The organism is Porphyromonas cangingivalis (genome assembly GCF_900638305.1).
In the GTDB taxonomy this organism is placed as follows: Bacteria; Bacteroidota; Bacteroidia; order Bacteroidales; family Porphyromonadaceae; genus Porphyromonas_A; species Porphyromonas_A cangingivalis.
Genome location: NZ_LR134506.1, coordinates 113,880 through 132,208 on the forward strand (window position 1 = coordinate 113,880; position 18,329 = coordinate 132,208).

The 18,329-nt window shown below is 46.6% G+C and carries 13 protein-coding genes; 11 read left to right on the forward strand and 2 right to left on the reverse strand.

Features of this window, described 5'->3' with window-relative positions; genetic code table 11:
• Positions 1–48 precede the first annotated feature (48 nt).
• Entirely contained in the window at positions 49–1,329 is a 1,281-nt protein-coding gene (gene eno, locus EL262_RS00490) for a phosphopyruvate hydratase (RefSeq protein WP_025838642.1), read from the reverse strand.
• 599 nt (positions 1,330–1,928) lie between these two features.
• Here eno and EL262_RS00495 point away from each other — a divergent pair.
• From EL262_RS00495 to EL262_RS00545, 11 genes are all read left to right on the forward strand, one after another.
• Positions 1,929–2,612, forward strand: coding sequence for a hypothetical protein (locus EL262_RS00495; protein ID WP_126464322.1), 684 nt, complete (start codon positions 1,929–1,931; stop codon positions 2,610–2,612).
• A 214-nt stretch (positions 2,613–2,826) separates the two neighbouring features.
• A complete protein-coding gene (locus EL262_RS00500) occupies positions 2,827–5,574 on the forward strand; it encodes a carboxypeptidase-like regulatory domain-containing protein (protein ID WP_025838645.1) in 2,748 nt (915 codons plus the stop codon).
• A gap of 43 nt (positions 5,575–5,617) precedes the next feature.
• Positions 5,618–7,066 carry a DUF4876 domain-containing protein gene (locus EL262_RS00505; protein WP_078735782.1) on the forward strand — a complete coding sequence of 483 codons (1,449 nt, stop codon included), beginning with the start codon at positions 5,618–5,620 and terminating at the stop codon, positions 7,064–7,066.
• An 87-nt stretch (positions 7,067–7,153) separates the two neighbouring features.
• A complete protein-coding gene (locus tag EL262_RS00510; RefSeq protein ID WP_036853779.1) occupies positions 7,154–8,743 on the forward strand; it encodes a DUF6850 family outer membrane beta-barrel protein in 1,590 nt (529 codons plus the stop codon).
• Between the two features lie 201 nt (positions 8,744–8,944).
• Complete coding sequence (locus EL262_RS00515; RefSeq protein WP_036849780.1) at positions 8,945–10,330, forward strand: tyrosine phenol-lyase; 1,386 nt, start codon at positions 8,945–8,947, stop codon at positions 10,328–10,330.
• Positions 10,331–10,473: 143 nt separating this feature from the next.
• Entirely contained in the window at positions 10,474–11,970 is a 1,497-nt protein-coding gene (gene cysS, locus EL262_RS00520; RefSeq protein WP_025838652.1) for a cysteine--tRNA ligase, read from the forward strand.
• A 58-nt stretch (positions 11,971–12,028) separates the two neighbouring features.
• Positions 12,029–12,379: an aspartate 1-decarboxylase gene (panD, locus tag EL262_RS00525; protein ID WP_025838653.1), complete on the forward strand. Its 351-nt coding sequence runs from the start codon at positions 12,029–12,031 to the stop codon at positions 12,377–12,379.
• A 10-nt stretch (positions 12,380–12,389) separates the two neighbouring features.
• Positions 12,390–14,201, forward strand: coding sequence for an arginine--tRNA ligase (argS, locus tag EL262_RS00530; RefSeq protein ID WP_036853782.1), 1,812 nt, complete (start codon positions 12,390–12,392; stop codon positions 14,199–14,201).
• Between the two features lie 32 nt (positions 14,202–14,233).
• Positions 14,234–14,692, forward strand: coding sequence for a deoxycytidylate deaminase (locus tag EL262_RS00535; protein WP_025838658.1), 459 nt, complete (start codon positions 14,234–14,236; stop codon positions 14,690–14,692).
• Between the two features lie 48 nt (positions 14,693–14,740).
• On the forward strand, positions 14,741–16,438 hold the full coding sequence (locus tag EL262_RS00540; RefSeq protein ID WP_078735781.1) for a S41 family peptidase: 1,698 nt from the start codon (positions 14,741–14,743) through the stop codon (positions 16,436–16,438).
• A 9-nt stretch (positions 16,439–16,447) separates the two neighbouring features.
• Complete coding sequence (locus tag EL262_RS00545) at positions 16,448–17,041, forward strand: 5-formyltetrahydrofolate cyclo-ligase (RefSeq protein ID WP_025838660.1); 594 nt, start codon at positions 16,448–16,450, stop codon at positions 17,039–17,041.
• 121 nt (positions 17,042–17,162) lie between these two features.
• Here EL262_RS00545 and EL262_RS00550 read toward each other — a convergent pair whose 3' ends face one another.
• Positions 17,163–18,323, reverse strand: a complete 1,161-nt coding sequence (locus EL262_RS00550) for a sodium ion-translocating decarboxylase subunit beta (RefSeq protein ID WP_025838663.1) — start codon at positions 18,321–18,323, stop codon at positions 17,163–17,165.
• Positions 18,324–18,329: the final 6 nt, after the last annotated feature.

The window sequence follows — 18,329 nt, forward strand, 5'->3', positions numbered from 1 at the left end:
GGCGTTTCCTCGTCTCATCTGATCACTATGTCTTACGATGTCTCTTGCTTACTTCACTCGCTTGTAGCCGTATTGTGCGAGAGACCCGAGTTCTTCTTCGATGCGCAGGAGTTGGTTGTACTTAGCCATACGGTCTGAGCGGCTGAGTGAACCCGTCTTGATCTGACCTGAGTTGGTCGCCACAGCGATGTCTGCGATCGTTGCATCTTCGGTCTCACCCGAACGGTGCGAAGTCACCGATGTGTAACCATGACGATGTGCCATCTCGATGGCATCGAGGGTCTCTGAGAGTGTGCCGATCTGGTTTACCTTGATGAGGATCGAGTTACCACAACCTTGTTCGATACCTTTCTTCAGGAACTCCACGTTGGTTACGAAGAGGTCATCGCCTACCAGCTGGCACTGACCACCGATGGCATCTGTGAGCATCTTCCAGCCTTCCCAGTCACCCTCGTCCATACCGTCCTCGATAGAGTCGATAGGATACTTGCTGACAAGTTCCTTGAGGTAAGCCACCTGCTCTTCACGCGAACGCTTGGCACCGTTTGCTCCTTCGAACTTTGAGTAGTCGTACACCCCATCGTTGTAGAACTCTGACGATGCACAGTCAAGGGCGATGGTTACATCCTTCTTAGGCTCATAGCCTGCCTTGCGGATCGCTTCGAGGATAGAGTCGAGGGCGTCCTCTGTGCCCTTGAGCGCAGGAGCGAAACCTCCTTCGTCACCTACGGCTGTGCTGAGACCACGGTCATGAAGCACTTTCTTGAGGGCATGGAATACTTCTGCACCCATACGAAGACCTTCGCGGAACGAAGCCGCACCCACAGGACGGATCATAAACTCTTGGAATGCGATAGGAGCATCAGAGTGCGAGCCACCGTTGATGATGTTCATCATAGGCACGGGGAGTACAAATGTGTTCGTGCCACCGATGTATCTGTATAGAGGTATGCCGAGGTACTCTGCACCAGCCTTTGCCGCAGCGAGAGATACGCCAAGCATGGCATTGGCACCGAGTTTGCTCTTTGTCTTAGTTCCATCGAGCTCAAGCATCTTTCGGTCGATGAGGCGTTGGTCGAGGACACTCATGCCGATGAGTTCGGGAGCGATGATGTTGTTGATATTTTCGACAGCCTTGAGGACCCCCTTGCCGAGGTAACGGCCCTTGTCTCCGTCACGAAGCTCAAGAGCTTCATTTTCACCCGTCGAAGCACCTGATGGTACAGCTGCTCTACCGATGACACCACAAGCAAGATGAATATCTACTTCGATGGTAGGGTTTCCTCGTGAGTCGAGGATCTCACGGCCGACAATCTTTACAATTTCCATAACTTATAATTTCTATATTAAAGTGATATTTGTGGAACTACCCCCCTTTCCTGAGAGGTGAGGAATACCTTCCGTATATTTTCTATTGCACAAAGTTAGTAATTTGTGCGCAATTCGTAAAATGCCAAGCTCATTGACTCTTTTTCGAGAGATAAAATAAAAAAATGAGGATTCTGATCCGATCAAAAAAAGTCGTAAGATTCGATGAGGAAAGTCGTAAGACTCGATTTATCGAATCTTACGACTTGTTTTGTCGTGTCCATAGACTTTGGTTTTTGTCATTCTTGATCACGATTTTTTCCCTGACTCACTCTCCTTTGGGCTGAATTATTTCGTGAAAAAAGGTGAATGTAAATTGTTTCTGTTTAACTTTGCCATGACTTGACTTGGTAGTCAAGCCTTCTGTGTACTATGAATACATCAAGGGGAGGGATATCTTCGGGGGATTTGGAGAGACTCTTGCAGTGTTGCGGCTGTTCAATATTTCGTATTCGGCTATTGATAGTCTCGGTAGATCGTTCTCGTCCATCTCAGAGCCGGTTGTGCATAGACTTTGTAATGACACAATGATTTTACCTGATTAAATGCTCAAAGGAACTATGAAAAGAAAAACATTGTTGCGCCCCCTTGTTGTAGGAATGATTGCGACAGCCGGTACAAACCTGATGATGGCCCAAACAAACAAGAACCCTCAACTCACAAAAGAAGGCCGTACGATCGAAGAGATTGTCCCCGAAGGTTGGGAGGAGCAGCACGTAAAAGGTGACCTCAACAAGGATGGAATTGAAGATATTGTATTGGTAGTCTTGCCCAATGACCCTGCACATATCAAGACAAGAGAAGACGGCTTTCAATTCAACTTTAATCCCAAGTATCTTGCTGTGTATTTCGGATCGCCCTCCGGTGTGTATAAGTGCTTCAAGGTGTGGGATAAGGCTATCCCCAGACGTGAAGATGAATATATGGAATCCAATGCTGATATATTAATAACACCCAAGGGGGTGATGGACATCCGTATTTCTTTTTGGGCAAGTATGGGGACAGCCGGTACCGGAGGCACAACATACAGATATAGATTTCAGTCGGGAGACTTCTATCTCATCGGTGAGGAGTGCTCTTGGTTCAATCGGATGAGCGGAGAAGGTGAGAGAACCAGTATCAATTATCTGACCGGACAACGGAATGTCACTACAGGGAACATGATCGAAAATACAGGTATGAGGACCCGAAAGGAGAGATTCAAGAAAGAACCTTTACGTCTCTTGGGTTCATTCACGATGTGAGTGTGTAGTAGTCCTTCAGAAGATCGAGAGTTTCTCTATCAATATAGTATAATGTGTTGTCGAATAGAGGGAAGGTCATCAAGAATACCTTCTCTCTATTCTTTTTGTGGTGTGCGAAGTGGTCGTTATATGTAGGTATTTTAAGCCTGATTTTACCTATATGTTGTGATTTGCAGCCATCCGAAGTCTTTCTAAATTCGCTGTGATGAAAAATATGTGTCTACTATGGGCTTTTGTTCTCGCTTCCGTTTTACGCTGTGGTGTGAGCATTGCTTCTGTGCAAAAGGAGGTGACAAAGCCCCCTCGTCTTTTCAAAGGGATTGTCTTGGATGCGGAGACGAAGGGTGCTTTACCTATGGCTGTAGTCGAGGTTGAGGAACTGGAGTTGCGTTTAAGAACCGGATCGGACGGAAGGTTTCAGATACGTCTGCTCCAACCGGATAAGAAATATACCCTTCGGATCTCCTACTTGGGATACAAGCCTTTCGACACTGAGGTCGCCCTCGGTGGAGATAAGGAAGCGACCTTTATGCTTCACCCCTCTTCTTACGCTTTGGAGGGTATTCAGGTGCAGGGGACAAGGTCCGCCAAACAGACCGGGCATACGAAAATCAGTAAAACGGCTCTTGACTATCTTCAGCCTACGGGATTGCAGGATGCCCTCCTCCTCACGCCGGGTGGACTCGTGCGTAATCCGGGGCTCAGAGGTGTCCAACAGATCCAGATGAGAGAGACGAGGACTTCCGCGAATAGTGCTTTGGGTACCACCATTGTATTGGATGATGCCCCCATATCCAATGACTCCAACCTGCAAGGGATGGGGAATCACAATCAAGCTTTATCTGAGAAAAGCACTATGAACAGAGGGATAGATCTCCGAGAGATATCCATAGACCACATAGAGAGTATAGAGGTGATACAAGGCATCCCCTCCGTGAGGTATGGAAATCTCACCAGTGGAGTGGTGGTACTGAACACCAAGATGGGGCGAACCCCTTGGGAGGTACGAGCCCAAGCCGATCCCTATACCAAACTCTTCTCCTTGGGCAAAGGATACAACCTGAACAAGCAACACAATCTCTATGGAGGGGTGGATTATGCACACTCCTTGGGTAATATCGTCAATCCCATAGCGGGTTACCGTCGTATAACGGCACTTTTGAAACATTCGTACTCCGGACAAGGGGAATGGAGACCCGGCACATCTCTGTCTTTGGCTTATACTGGGACTTTGGATCAGAAGAAGTTCGATCCGGAGATCATGACTTCTCGTGAGGTGTATCGCAATACTTATGACCGCTTTACACTCAATGGTCGATTCTCTCTTCGTCCTCAGATGGTTTTTTGGGAGCAGATAGAAGGTACTTTAGCTCTTTCCTACACCCACGACTTGGTACATCAAGAGAGGTATATATCCCCTCAAAGCACACTTGTCCAGCCTATGCTGAAAGATACCGGAGAGGGAGAGGGGGCTTATCTCCCACCGACATATTTCTCTGTATTCAAGACGGACGGCAGGCCGTTTGAACTTTTTTCGCAGGTGAGATCCACTCATCGTTTCATGCGAGAGAGATGGAGTGGTACGTTGATGCTTGGAGCCGAGCTACGTGTCGAGAAAAACTTCGGCTTGGGTACTGTTTATGATCCTCTTTTGCCTCCCAACCCCGGTAGTCCTTTATCCTCTCGCCCCATTGCGTATAAAGATATTCCGGCAAGGATCCCCCTCGCATTCTTTGCTGAGCAGACGCTTAGATTTTATCTCAAAAATGGTTGGAAAGCAGAGGCTCGTGCAGGACTGAGGGCTACTCAGGATTTAGCTCTCCGTAAAGCCGATAGCTATCTCTCGAAACGTTTCTTGGTAGAACCCAGGGCACAGCTCTCTATCACCGCTCCTGAGGTTGAGATTGCTGGCTCAAGCTTTAAGAGTAGCATCTTTGGGGGATATGGAAGTCATCTGAAGATGCCTACTTCGGGTTATCTCTATCCTGAAAGGGCTTACATCGACTTGGTAGAGGCCAACTATTACCACGACAAGCCGGAAAACAGGCTCTTATGGGTGCGTACTTATGTGGTGGATCGTCTCAATCCATCTCTCCGCCCCAATAGGGAGGATAAGTTCGAGCTCGGTGTGAATATGAATTGGAAAGGGGCCGAATTGAGTATCAATCTCTTCAGACATCTCACCACCGCAGGGTTTGAAAATCGTTCACAGCTGCTCTATACACCATACAATAGATATACCTATGATGGTGTGGTGGGAGAGGACAAGCCTACACTTGATCTCTTCAATAAGGAGAGGATACACATCACATCTGCTTACTCCACACCGGACAACAGTGTCAAAGTCCTTAAAAGAGGAGTCGAATATGTGTTTCGTTTTCCAAGAATAGAAAGCCTTAAAACCAATATCACGGTACAAGGGGCATGGTATAAGACTCTTTACGGCAACAGTCTGCCTACGGCTTATAGACCTTCGACGGTATTCGATGGAAAAAGCTTTCCTTATGTAGGATTTTATCGAGGACAAAATGATACGGATACAGAAAGACTTCATACTCTTGTGCGTACAGATACGCACATCCCTTACCTCAAGATGATATTCTCTTGCAACCTTCAGACGATTTGGTTTACAGCCCGCCAAGATATACCATACGGTGGAATACCGGAGTATTGGGTCGATGAGTATGGGAAAAGGCACCACGGAAGTACTCTTGACAAGAATGATACGTTGCAGAAACAGCTCTTCATACCTGTGCCGGACCATCTATTCGAACGCTGGGCCGAACCTCTCTCTGTCTCTCTCAATCTGAAGATGACGAAGGAGATAGGAAAGAGATTGAAAGTCTCCTTCTACATAAATAATCTGATCACCTACGACCCGATATATGAGTCGAACCTAAAAACAACGCACCAGGCATGGCGTACGCCGTTCTTTGGGAGCGAGATCCGTTTGCGTTTATAAGTAAGTTGCTAATTTTTAATCATAAACAGTAAAAGTAAAATTCATGAAGCAGATTAAATTTCTTTTGGTTGCGATGCTAATGGCATTGGCAACTGTGGGATGTAAGAAAGACCTCGAGGAGGTGATTTACAAGAATCTTGCCGTTTCTTTCACTCTCCCTGAGGGTGTTGAAGGAAGTCTTGACAATGTAACGCTCAAGTTTGTAAACAAGAATACAAATAATGAGATCGTTCTGAACAATCTCAAAAGTAATGAGAAACATATCGTAAAGCTACAGTTGGGCAACTATGACATCAGTGCAGAGGGAAGCAAGGATGAAAAGCATAAATACAGTGCAACCCTCAAAGACTTCGCTGTCACAGAAGGGCTGGTGCTACTTTCCCTTGATCTCAAAAGAGAGATTCCAGGAAATACAGCTGTGGTAAACTTCTCTTTCAAAATGCCTGAGGGGGATAAAAATGTCTTGGACAATATCTCACTCAAGCTCCTCAACAAGGATACGGGTAAGGAGATCCAAGTGACAGGGATCAATAGTGACAAATCAACCGAAGAGCTGATCCCTTACGGTGTGTATGACATTACAGCTGAGGGTAGCCTCAAGACAACATACACATACACCGCTTTACTTTCGGATGTGGCTGTTACTTCCGAGACTAAGAATATCGTAATGGATATGTTGCTCAGTCATATGGGGAGTACGTTTGTGATACGTGAGATATTTTACAGTGGTGCTACAAACAACAAGACAAAGAAGAGTTACAACTTTGCACACTATCTTGTCCTTCACAACAATTCGGATGAGACACTATATGCAGATAAGTTGGTATTTGTAGGAACTGCCTCAAATACCGCAATTCCGAGTGATAAGTATCGTGAATATCTGCCTAATGAAGTTGTCGCGGACTTTGCATTCATGATACCGGGAGATGGTACGAAATATCCCGTGGAGCCGGGTAAGCAGATTGTGATCTGTATGGAGGCTAAGAACCACAATGAGATTGCGAGCAATGCTCCCGACTTGTCGAAGAAAGCAGACTTCGAGTGGTATGAGCCTAATGATAAGTACCAGTTGACAGATAATCCTGATGTCCCTAATATGGAGATTATTTTCAAGACGAGCGCATCTATTACTTCTTTACATGTGTCGGGACTTACTTCCTACTTCATCTTTAAGTTGAACATGAGCAAGGAAGAGTTGTTTGAGAAGCATGCGAAGATGTTCCCATACAATAATCCTAAATTCCCTCCCATCAAGAGGCCTGTCATACCGACCTCTTGGATATTGGACGGTGTAGAGCTTTTCAAGACTGAAAATGGTATAACAAAAGCATTGCCTTCGTCTGTGGATAAGACTCACACTTTTTGTTCGGCGACAGGTAAGGGTTTCACCATACAACGCAAGACAACCAATAAGGACAATAGAGTTGTATGTGTAGATACCAATGATTCTAAAAATGACTTTGAGAGAGATAAACCATCTTCTCTTCTGTAAGCCGAAACAATCAATTTGACTAAATTGCCAAGCCGTCACCTCTTCCTGAATAAATGGAAGAGGTGGACTTGGCTTAAATAAAAAAGTATGGTGTTGCTGAGAGTGATTCTTCCAAGCAGAAGCATAATATTTCTGTTGCTGTGTATCTTGCCGGGATTTTTATCAGGCTTCCATGCTTCTGCTCAGCAGAAGAGGGGAGACTCTCTCTCTTTGGCTCTTGATTGGATCTGGAGAAGTGACTCTCTGCATTATCTCGTGGGTGAGCAGTTCCGCCTGCCTTCGCTTGTTGTTTTTGCTCCTGAGGGAAAACCTTCTGATGTGGGTGTTTCTTATGCCTCAAAAAGCTTCTATCCGAGGTCTTTGTCCTCTATCCCAAAAAGAGAAGAGTCTTATCTGCTTTTTGCTCAAGGTGCAAAAGATGGCAGGCGATTTGCCTTGAGAGGAGTCGCGCAATTCAGAAAAAAACGAGAGCAAGATCTGTCACATAATCTGAGCAATCATTCAGATCGCTTCTATCCATTCATTGTTGCGGATACCGTAAGGCAGGAGACAAAGTCGGAGATCTATACTCTCTCTTTCGATGTGGGATATAGATTGAATCGTCTTTTTTCTATCGGGTTATCTGCCGGATATGAGGGGGAGCTCCGTTATAGCAGAAAAGATCCGCGAGTACAAAATCTATCTTCGATCGTTGATGCTACATCTTCTGTGAGTGTCGATCTTGATCGTTTCGGTATCCTGACGACAGGTGCTGCAATACAAAAGGAGATACAGCAGCTCAGTTATAGTGTTTTGGTACCACACTCTTCTCAGCCCATATATATAATGAGGCCTCTTGGCGAATACAACTTCAGGCATTCGGGAAAGAATGATAATGGGGCTTACCGTCACAAATACACGGCTTTGTCCGGACAAGGAGCATGGGTACTGCCTGCCCGAAATGTACTACTCGGTCTCTCTTATATCCGAACAACTTCCCTTTTGGAGACGAAGGATGCAGGTGTTTATCTCAGTGAACTTAGAGGACGAAGCATCAGTGTTGATCTTCAAGCAGATGTTTGGCGTTGGAATAGATCTCGTCTGTCCTTACTCGGTACATACACTACTCAAACCAAAGAGGGAGAAGAGAGGATATACAAGAGAGTGCAGATCGACGAACACAGTTCTTTGACCAAGCCGGTATTGGTCGCCTCCCAGCAGAACTATACCGAGTCTCAGTACGATGTCACTGTCGGGGGACGATGGTTGGCACATTTTTCCAACAGCATCTTTTCTCTGTCGCTGAGCTACGAGAAGCAGTACTTCAATGCGCGTCATCTTAGTGAGCCTTTGCTCTCCTCCTTTGCCAAAAATAGTATCTCTCCGAGCTTGAGCTTACGTTGGAAGAGCCCGGGCAAAACACTGTACAGCCATACGATATTCAGAAGCAGACATCTTATTTCCGGACATCACGAACAGAAACTCAATAGAGACCAACCCACATACATAATAGAGCAAGATCGTTTGCTCCTCCGATGCGGAGCGGATGATACATACTCTCTCCTACAAGAGTTCAGGCTACCGATAGGCGTGAAGAAGCAAAATGCCGTCCTCCTGGGAGGATCAATACAGATGCTTCATTGGCGAGGGTTGGGACAGACTCTTGAGGGTGTGTGTCACATCGCATATTCATTCTGACAGTTTCAAGATTTTAGATCTTTTTTTGCCTTCAAGCTTACCACATTATCATTTGTCATGATAGGTGCTATTGAAATCTCGTATAAATGTCGGTCTGATTAGATTGTTTCTGAAAAAAAGTTATATTTGTAATTGGAGCAATCGTTATTGCGCTGAAAAACTAATACTACACTATTTTAATACACCTAAAAAATTACAGCTATGGATCTAAACATGTTTCCGGCGGAACCCTACCGCATCAAGTCAGTCGAGACCGTAAAAATGAACACTCGTGAAGAGCGCGAACGTGTCGTGAAAGAAGCGGGATACAATACATTCTTGATCAACTCTGAAGATGTGTATATCGACCTTCTCACAGACTCCGGTACAAATGCGATGAGTGATAAGCAGTGGAGTGGTATGATGGTCGGTGATGAGGCTTATGCAGGTAGTAAGAACTTCCACCACCTACGTGAGACAGTGGAGGAAATCTTCGGATTTAAGTACATTGTGCCTACACACCAAGGTCGTGGTGCTGAAAACCTCCTCAGCCGTATCGCTATCAAGCCCGGTCAACATGTACTCGGAAACATGTACTTCACCACAACTCGGTATCACCAAGAGGCTAATGGTGCCATCTTCGGTGACATCATCCGTGATGAGGCTCACGATGCTACGCTCGAAGTGCCATTCAAGGGTAATATTTGTCTCAATAAGCTTCAAAAGGCTATTGATGAATACGGTGCAGACAACATCGCTTATGTGTGCCTTGCAGTGACCGTGAACCTCGCAGGTGGGCAGCCTGTGTCGATGGAAAATATGCGTCAGGTGCGTGAATTGACCAACAAGTACGGCATCAAGGTCTTCTATGATGCCACCCGCTGTGTCGAAAATGCTTACTTCATCAAGGAGCAAGAGGCAGGATATGCAGACAAGACCATTAAGGAGATTGTTCGTGAGATGTTCAGCTATGCTGATGGTTGTACCATGAGTGGTAAGAAGGACTGCCTTGTCAATATCGGTGGTTTCCTCTGTTTGAATGACGAAGATATGTTCCAGTCGGCAAAAGAACTTGTCGTGGTCTTCGAGGGTATGCCATCTTACGGTGGTCTTGCAGGTCGTGACATGGAGGCTATGGCTATCGGTCTCAAGGAGTCTCTCCAGTACGAATACATCCGTCACCGTGTGCTTCAGGTGCGTTACCTTGGTCAGAAACTCATCGAAGCAGGTGTGCCTGTGGTACAGCCTATCGGTGGTCACGCAGTCTTCTTGGATGCTCGTCGCTTCTGCCCACACTTGACACAGGACGAGTTCCCTGCTCAGTCTCTTGCTGCGAACCTTTACCTTGAGTCCGGTGTGCGTTCTATGGAGCGTGGTATCGTATCTGCAGGACGTGACAAGGTGACAGGTGAAAATCACCGTCCACAGCTCGAGACCGTACGTCTCACCATCCCACGTCGTGTGTATACTTATAAGCACATGGATGTGGTGGCAGATGCTGTCATCAAGCTCTTCAAGCACAAAGAGACCATCAAGGGGTTACGCTTCGTGTATGAGCCAAAGCAACTCCGCTTCTTCACTGCTCGTTTCGAAGAAATTAACAAGTAATGCGATTTGCATAGAAAATATGATACAAAAGAGACCCTTCACAATAGCGTGGAGGGTCTCTTTTTGCTTAAATCGGAAGCCTATAATTCGGTGATATATTGAGAGAAAACCGTATCTTTGTGGCGCAGAATTCACAAAAAGTTATGAAGGATCAGAAAAAAGAGCTCCTTAGAGCACAATTCAATATCTATAACACTCGTAAACGTTCTAAAGAATTATTCACACCCAAACACTCTCCTCATGTGGGGATGTATGTCTGTGGACCTACCGTCTATGGGGATGCGCACTTGGGACACGCTCGTCCTGCGGTGACATTTGACTTGTTGTTCAGATACCTTCAGCATTTGGGCTACAAGGTACGCTACGTCAGGAATATCACTGATGTCGGGCATCTTGAACATGATGCTGATGAAGGTGAGGATAAGATCGCGAAGAAGGCTCGTCTCGAACAGATCGAGCCGATGGAAGTAGTGCAGTATTACTTGACTCGTTACCATAGGGATATGGATCGTCTCAATGTCCTTCCTCCTTCTATCGAGCCTATGGCGAGCGGACACATCATCGAGCAGATCGAGCTGGTCAAGCAGATCCTCGACAAGGGCTATGCGTACGAGAGTGAGGGGTCGGTGTACTTCGATGTTGAGAGGTACAACAAGGATCATAAGTATGGTATCCTCTCGGGACGGAATGTGGATGAGATGCTTGCTACAACACGAGAACTTGATGGTCAGTCCGAGAAACGCAACTTTGCCGACTTTGCTCTTTGGAAGAATGCGAAGCCCGAACACATTATGAGATGGCCTTCTCCTTGGGGTACCGGCTTTCCCGGTTGGCACTGTGAGTGTACGGCCATGGGATATAAGTATCTTGGTGACAGCTTCGATATACATGGTGGCGGGATGGATCTCATCTTTCCACACCATGAGTGTGAGATCGCTCAAGCTGTGGCCTCACACGGTAAGGAGATTGTGGACTACTGGATGCACAATAACATGGTCACAGTCAATGGTCAAAAGATGGGTAAAAGTCTCGGTAACTTCATCACTCTTGAGGAGTTCTTCAACGGTACACATCCGCTTCTCGAGCAGGCTTATGCTCCGATGACGATACGTTTCTTCATGCTTCAAGCGCATTATCGTTCGACCGTGGACTTCAGTAATGAGGCATTGCAGGCTTCGGCAAAGGGTCTTGAGAGACTTTTGGATGCTTATGCTGCTCTTCAGACCCTCACAGGGGGAGAAACCAATGAGCAACTCCCAGACTATGAGACTGAGTGCTATGCCGCTCTTAACGATGACCTCAACAGTCCGATGGTCATTGCTCAGCTCTTCGATGCCACTCGTCGTATCAATGCGGCCAAAGCCGGTGAGTATGCGCTTTCGAGCGAACAAATAGAGACCCTCAAAGGGTTGTTTGACACATTCCTCTTTGATATTCTTGGGATGCAACAAGCCGGCACTGCCGTAAACACCGGACATGAGAAGGCTTTCGCCGGAGCCATGCAGCTTTTGCTTGAGATCAGGCAAGATGCCAAGTCGAAAAAAGATTGGGCGACATCAGATAAGATCAGAGACGAGTTGGCAAAACTTGGCTTTGAGATCAAAGACACAAAGAATGGTGCAGAGTGGAAACTCTCTTGATTGAGAAGTACCAGCACCACAAAAAACTTTTACAGAATACCCAACTACAAACTATAATATGCTTATTCAAGTTTTAAAATCTAAGATCCACAGGGTCCATGTCACTGATGCCAACCTCGACTACATCGGTAGCATCACAATAGATCAGGACCTCATGGATGCTGCGGATATACTACCGGGCGAAAAGGTCCAGATCGTAAATAACAACAATGGTGAACGCATCGAAACCTATACGATACCGGGAACAAGGGGGTCGGGGACTGTCTGTCTTAATGGAGCGGCAGCTCGTAAGTTCCTGAAAGGTGATGTCGTGATCATCATCTCATACGCCATCATGGACAGAGAAGAGGCCAAGACTTTTGAGCCTAAGGTTGTCTTCCCGGACACAAAAACAAACCTCTTAAAGTAAGCTACATACGATGAGTCAATACAATATAGAAGCAAGACTACAATCTGCGATAACAAAGGTGCTGAATGACCTCTATGGAATAGAGGTCAAACCGGAAACAGTTACGATCCAAACGACAAAAAAAGAGTTTGAGGGGCATTATACACTCGTTGTTTTTCCTTATCTAAAGGCCTCAAAGAAGAGTCCTGAGATGACAGCAACGGAGGTGGGTGAGGCTCTCTTGGCTCAGACAGATCTTGTAGATCGATTTAATGTTGTCAAGGGCTTTCTTAATCTTGTGTTGGCTCAGCACGTTTTTATCGACCTGTTGAGATCGGCTGCGACGGATGAAAGTTATGGTATCACACCCGTCAGTGAGGATGCTCCTTTGTGTATGGTGGAATACTCTTCGCCAAACACCAACAAACCGTTGCATCTTGGCCATGTCCGTAACAACTTCTTGGGCTACAGTGTGGCGCAGATTTTGAAGGCAAATGGCAAGAGGGTGGTTAAGACCAATATCGTCAATGATAGAGGTATCCATATATGTAAGTCCATGCTGGCTTGGAAGAAGTGGGGAGACAACGCCACTCCTCAGTCAACAGGCATCAAAGGAGATCACCTTGTGGGCAACTTCTATGTCTTGTGGAATACAAAGTTTGCAGAGGAGACAAAACCACTCATCGATGGTGGAATGACCAAAGAAGAGGCTGAGACTCAGTCTTCAATCATGGCCGAAACTCGTCAGATGCTCAAGGATTGGGAAGAGGGTAAGCCCGAAGTCATCGAAATGTGGAAGATGATGAACGAATGGGTTTATGAAGGCTTTGGACAGACATACAAACGAATGGGGGTTGACTTCGATAAGATCTACTACGAAAGTGATACTTACCTTGTCGGTAAGGATGAGGTCTTGAGAGGTCTCCGTGAGGGTTTGTTTGTTCAAGATCCCGATGGCTCGGTATGGGCCGATCTTACCGGTGAAGGCTATGATAGGAAGATATTACTTCGTTCGGATGGGACTTCTGTCTACATGACACAGGACATCGGTACTGCCAAGATGCGTTATCAGGACTACACCATCGATCAGATGATATATGTCGTTGGTAACGAGCAGAACTACCACTTCGAGGTTCTTTCAAAGCTCTTGGATAAGCTCGGCTTTGAGTTCGGAAAGACCCTCAAACACTTTTCCTACGGCATGGTTGAATTGCCCGAGGGTAAGCTAAAGAGTAGAGAAGGTAAGGTTGTCGATGCTGATAACCTCATGGACGATATGGCCGAGCAGGCTTACCTCATCTCCAAGAATGCCGGTAAAGGTACTGACATGAGTGAGGCTGAGAGCCGAGAAGTCGCAAGGATCGTCAGCCTTGGTGCGCTCAAGTACTTCCTATTGAAGGTCGATCCCAAGCGCAGCTTGCTGTTTAACCCCGAGGAGTCTATTGACTTCAACGGTAATACAGGCCCTTTCATCCAATATACTTATGCTCGTATCCGTAGCATCGAACGCCGAGCAGCGGCGGACGGCACAAAGGGGCTTCTCGATCTTAGTATTGAGGTGGCTCTGCCTACATTGTCGGACAAAGAGTTGATGCTCATCAGACGTATCAATGAGTTCCCCTCCATAGTTGAGGCTGCAGGATCTGAGCTCAGCCCTGCACTTATTGCGAATTACACTTATGAGCTGGTGAAGGAGTATAATCAGTTCTACCACGACCACTCAATCCTAAATGAGCCTGACGATGTCAAGAAAGCTCTCCGTTTGACACTCTCATCGGCGACTGCAAAGATCATCAAGAGTGCTATGGAACTATTGGGTATCGAGGTGCCCGAGAGAATGTAAAAGAATAAGGACGAAAAATAAGTTATTGTACTATGGACTCAGCACGCAAATCCTCCGAAAAGAAGCAGTTTGAGCTAGACAAAAGGTATCTCCGTATGGCGATGATATGGGCGGAGAACTCTTACTGCGAACGCCTCAAGGTCGGAGCGCTCGTCATCAAAGACAATATGATCATCTCCGATGGTTATAACGGGACACCTTCGGGGTTCGAGAACATCTGTGAGGATGAGAACAACGTGACGAAACCGTATGTACTGCACGCAGAAGCCAATGCCATCACTAAGGTGGCCGCATCTTCCAACAACAGCACCGGGGCAACGATCTATGTCACCAACGCACCTTGTATCGAGTGCTCCAAGTTGATTATCCAAGCAGGCATCAAGAGAGTCGTCTACAGTAAGGAATATAGACTTACCGATGGTTGTGATTTGCTCCGAAGGGCAGGTATTACTGTAGAGCACATCCCCCTTGATGATGCCGACATCAAGTAAATTATCGCAAACATCCGATCGTACCAAATAAAACATGAACTCCTCCAAATGAAATCAAAAAAAGTTCGCTACGCCTTATCAATTATCTTGCTGGTTGTGTTCAGCATGGGAGGTTACTTATTGGGAAGATATGGTTCATCCTTTGGGAAGAGGAAGGACTTTTCGTTTCGGAAGCTCGAAGCTACGCTTGATCTCATAGACAAATATTATGTAGACAGCGTGTCCATCGACTCGATTGTAAACAAGCTTGTTCCTGCAGTCTTTGAACAACTTGATCCACACTCATTCTATTTGACAGCAGAGCAACGCTCTCAAGAAAAAGAGTCTCTCGAAGGACACTTTTTTGGTATAGGGATCACTTTCAACAATATCAAGGATACCGTCATTGTCATCAATACCATCCCGAATGGTCCTTCTGATATCGCAGGTATCAAGGCCGGCGACCGGATCATCGGGGTCGACTCGATTAACATTGCCGGACAGAACATCAAGGACGATTCTATCCGCAGTATCCTCAGAGGCCCTGATGAGAGTATTGTGTCGCTCAGTGTCTTCAGACCCAAAGACAATACGACCAATACCATCCAAGTACGGAGAGGGTCTGTGCCTATCCGTCAGATGGATGCAGCATATATGATCAACGACACTCTTGGCTGCATTGCTTTCTCTCGTTTTACCATGAATACATACAACGAGTTCATCAAAGCCTATGCCGAACTCAAACTGAAAGGAATGAAAGGGCTCGTCTTGGACTTGCGAGATAATCCGGGAGGGGTTATGCACGCCGCACTTATGTTGAGCAACAGCTTTTTGGACAAAGGTGATCTCATCATCTATACGGAGGGTAAGTCCGAGTCTCGCAATGATGTGTACAGTGATGGCACAGGAGTGATGAAGAAGTTGCCTTTATATGTCCTTATCAATGAAGAAAGTGCCTCTTCATCCGAGATTGTCAGCGGTGCACTCCAAGACAACGACAGAGCCATCATCATTGGTCGACGTTCGTTCGGTAAGGGACTTGTACAGCGTACTTTCGATTACAACGATGGGTCTTCCCTTCACCTCACCATCTCCAGATATTACACCCCATCAGGCCGTAGCATCCAAAGAGAGTACAGCCTTGGTAAGGGACGCAGCTACCAGTATGACTGGTACGAGCGTCTGGCGAGAGGTGAATTCTTTCATGAGGATAGTATTCAGCACAAGGGGTTGGTGTATCAGACCGTAGGAGGTCGTAACGTCTATGGCGGTGGGGGGATCATCCCAGATGTCTTTGTGCCGAGGGATACGACCGGCTATACCGCATACTTCTCAGAAGTTGCATCCCAAGGGCTTATTCCCAAATTTGCTTTCCTTTACGCAGATAAACATAGAGACCTCCTTAACGGCTTTGGAGATGCTATTGCCTGCTATAGCTTCCTCAAAAATCAGGGGCTCATCTGGCAGTTTGCAAATTATGCCAATACTCAAGGGGTACGTGTCCGTAATTATCAGATCTACCTGTCTCAAAACCTCATATCAGACATCCTCTATAGTCTCATCATCTCCTATATATATGGCCAAGATGATGCCGCCAAGGTGAATGCATACAAAGATCCTATGATCATTAAGGCTGTCGATCTCTTCGGCCAACAGATCTATTCCCCCATGGATCTTGATAAGTATATCCGACCTGCCCAACAAGTCGTGAATGTCTCTCCGGCGGAAGACGAGAACACAGAGGATAATTCACAAGAAGAGGAGTAACTAAAAATCATGACATCTCCCGAAATAAAGAAAGATCTCAGACGGACTGTCAAACAGATATACCGTGAACTGTCGCCCGAAAATAGGGCTCAGATCTCTCGGGAGGCTGCACTGCGACTGCTCAGTCGTCTTACAGCCCTTCCAGAAAGAACCAAAGTGGGGATCTTCCTATCCATGTGGGATGAGTTGGATACGACTTATCTCATCGAGGCTCTGATGAGTGAGGGTCGCCTGACTGTGCTTGTTCCCAGAGTCGAAGGAGCTGAGATGCAGTTCTATCCATACGATCCCGAAAGGACGACCATCATCTCTGAGTATGGCATCATCGAGCCCAATAATCCTGTGAAAGATGCCGATGTGCCCGAAGTAATGATAGTTCCCGGGATTGCCTTTGATCCTCAGGGGGGACGAGTGGGAAGAGGCAAAGGCTTTTATGACAAGTACTTCTCCCGCTACAAGACTGAGACTGCTCTGAAGATTGCCTTTGTCGCAGATTTTCAGATCTTCAGACAAGTTCCTATGGATACGCACGACATCTCCATGGATGAGATCATCACAGACAAGGGACATTATCTCATCAGAGAGGTCACACTGCATACATGAGAGGCCGCTGTCTGATGGCTGAAGGTGCATCATAGAGAACTGTCAGGGTACAACATAGCAAAAAGGTCAGGGTAAGCAAATGCGCTTACCCTGACCTTTTTGCTATGTGTATGTATAGTTTTTAGCCGAAGAAGCCGAGAAGGATACCTGCTGCGACAGCCGATCCGATGACTCCTGCAACATTTGGACCCATCGCGTGCATGAGGAGGTAGTTGGACGGATCATATTCAAGACCCACAACTTGTGAGATACGTGCAGAGTCGGGGACGGCAGACACACCTGCGTTACCGATAAGAGGGTTGATCTTTTTGTCTTTGCGCAAGAATAGGTTCAAGAACTTAACAAAAAGAACGCCCGAGCACGTTGCGATCACGAACGAGAATGCTCCTAATATGAAGATCTTGATGGACGATGCTGTCAAGAACTCTGTCGCTTGTGTCGAAGCCCCTACTGTGAGCCCCAGCAATATCGTGATGACGTCGATGAGCGGACCGCGAGCAGTCTCTGCCAGACGACGTGTCACGCCACTCTCCTTGAGGAGATTACCGAAGAAGAGCATCCCGAGGAGTGGCAAACCCGATGGCACGATGAATGTCGTCAAAAGTAGACCTACAATAGGGAATAGTATCTTCTCCTTCTGAGACACCAAACGTGGAGGCTTCATTTTGATGGTGCGCTCCTTCTTGGTTGTCAAGAGCTTCATAAATGGCGGTTGTATGATAGGTACAAGAGCCATATACGAATATGCGGATACTGCTATGGCACCCATAAGGTTGGGTGCGAGCTTGGACGACAAGAAGATCGCTGTCGGACCATCAGCTCCACCGATGATCCCGATCGCACCGGCTTGGTTCGGCTCAAAGCCGAGATACAGAGCTACGATATAGGCAGCGAAGATCCCAAACTGAGCTGCTGCCCCGATGAGGATCAACTTTGGGTTCGAGATGAGAGCAGAGAAGTCTGTCATAGCCCCTATACCCAGGAAGATAAGAGGGGGGTACCAGCCTTGTTTGACACCTTGGTAGAGTATGTTGAGCACGGAGCCCTCTTCATATATACCGACTTGCAGGCCGGCATCTTTGAATGGGATGTTACCGATAAGCATACCGAAGCCGATCGGGATGAGGAGTAGGGGTTCGAACTCATACTTTATCCCAAGAAAGATGAACAAAAGCCCCACCAAGAGCATCACAATATGTCCTGGTGTGGCGTTTGCAAAGCCGGTGTACGAAAGAAAGATCTCTAAGCTCTCTCCAAAAAATTGAAAGATACCAGCATCCATCTCTTA